This is a genomic window from Centipeda periodontii DSM 2778 (genome assembly GCF_000213975.1).
Lineage (GTDB): Bacteria > Bacillota > Negativicutes > Selenomonadales > Selenomonadaceae > Centipeda > Centipeda periodontii.
Genome location: NZ_GL892076.1, coordinates 2,023,375 through 2,024,865 on the forward strand (window position 1 = coordinate 2,023,375; position 1,491 = coordinate 2,024,865).

Here is a 1,491-nt window from a genome sequence, read left to right on the forward strand (position 1 = left end):
CTATCTTATTATAGTTACCCCTCTTTGTCAACATTTTTATGAGCTGCTACTAGTATTTTGGGCAAAGAAAAAGCTCTCACGCGTATGAGAGCTTCACATTACAGTATTACGGAAGCACTGATAAATTCAGCGCCATCATCTTGGCGCATCTTTTTTGCCCGCTTTTCGTCGGCAAATCCTCCACAGAGCACCGCTCTGCGTCCGGTTTGCCTCCTCAATCGGACGAAAAAATCTACGCCAATCTGACGGACTTCATTTTATCAGCGATTCCTTACTTTCCCTTATTTTGGGCTTCCACCGAACGCTGCCAGTTCTTATAGAACTGCTCGGAGAGGGCCGAGAACGTCGCAACCGTATTTCCATCCGACTTGTTCGCTCGAACCTCATACGTGTAAAGCAACTCATTGGAACCCGAACGATAGACATCGAAGAAGAACGTCGTGCGGCTGTTATTCGCAACCGTCAGGATGATGTAGGCATCCGCATAGGAGGCAACATGCTCCTTAAAAATCTTGGCAGCCTCACGCCGCGGAAGTGCCTTGAGATCAATGTTGTTGTCCTTTTGAATGCCGCTCACCACCGTATCGTAAGTCACAATATTGGCGCGGGTGACCCGGCTCGCATCCGAAACAACCTGTGTCAGGATCTCGAGCGAGGGCGCCGTATCCTCCACCTGCACATAGAGAGGAGCACCAACCGCCAGACGGTTGACATTCGTGATCACCGCTCCCTCCGGCAGTGTCACCTTGTCGGAATAGGCGGATGCCCCTGCCTGCATAGCAAACAGTGTGAGGCACAAAACAAGCGCCATCTGGACGAATCTCTTCATAGATATATCTCCTCCTTAAACTCAGAGCAAAATAAGCTCATTTTGCCTTTTTGCCATTCTACACTATTATTTCGTATTTTACAAGATAAAAGAACATGAGAAACGCATAGGATCAGCCATTCATCGCGCGATCATACCGGTCAAGACGCACCTCGTCGAGCGACGCCATCATCCGCTCGTAGATGCTCCCCTTCGATTCTTCTTCCGGCTCGTTATGGGACTCCTCCCGCGCCCCTCTTTCACAAGACGCTCCGCCATACAAAAAAACCGTATCGAAACCGATACGGCTAAACGCAATGGCAGGGGCAGTAAGACTTGAACTCACAACCTACGGTTTTGGAGACCGTTGCTCTACCAGTTGAGCTATACCCCTATGGGGCGACTTATGGGGATCGAACCCATGCATGCTGGAGCCACAATCCAGTGTGTTAACCGCTTCACCAAAGCCGCCATTATGATATTTTACAAAAGAACTCGTGAACCGCGCGATTCACGAGTCCCTGTGCGGCAACTACCTACTCTCCCACGTCATCTCCAACGAAGTACCCTCGGCCTTTGAACGCTTAACTACTGTGTTCGGAATGGGAACAGGTGGTACCGTTCAGGCATCATCACCGCATCTTCTTGAGTGTTGTACACTCAAAACTTCACAGAAGAAACTG

At 49.7% G+C, this 1,491-nt stretch carries 2 protein-coding genes, 2 tRNA genes and 1 rRNA gene; all 5 read right to left on the reverse strand.

Annotated elements, in window-relative coordinates:
• Positions 1-271 precede the first annotated feature (271 nt).
• On the reverse strand, positions 272-829 hold the full coding sequence (locus HMPREF9081_RS09190) for a hypothetical protein (protein WP_006306937.1): 558 nt from the start codon (positions 827-829) through the stop codon (positions 272-274).
• A gap of 112 nt (positions 830-941) precedes the next feature.
• Positions 942-1,154 carry a hypothetical protein gene (locus tag HMPREF9081_RS14135; RefSeq protein WP_167535620.1) on the reverse strand — a complete coding sequence of 71 codons (213 nt, stop codon included), beginning with the start codon at positions 1,152-1,154 and terminating at the stop codon, positions 942-944.
• Positions 1,127-1,202, reverse strand: a tRNA-Trp gene (locus HMPREF9081_RS09200). The genes HMPREF9081_RS14135 and HMPREF9081_RS09200 overlap by 28 nt, the downstream gene beginning before the upstream one ends.
• 1 nt (position 1,203) lies before the next feature.
• Positions 1,204-1,279: transfer RNA gene (locus HMPREF9081_RS09205), tRNA-His, on the reverse strand.
• 52 nt (positions 1,280-1,331) lie between these two features.
• Positions 1,332-1,448: ribosomal RNA gene (gene rrf, locus HMPREF9081_RS09210) — 5S ribosomal RNA — on the reverse strand.
• Between the last annotated feature and the right edge of the window lie 43 nt (positions 1,449-1,491).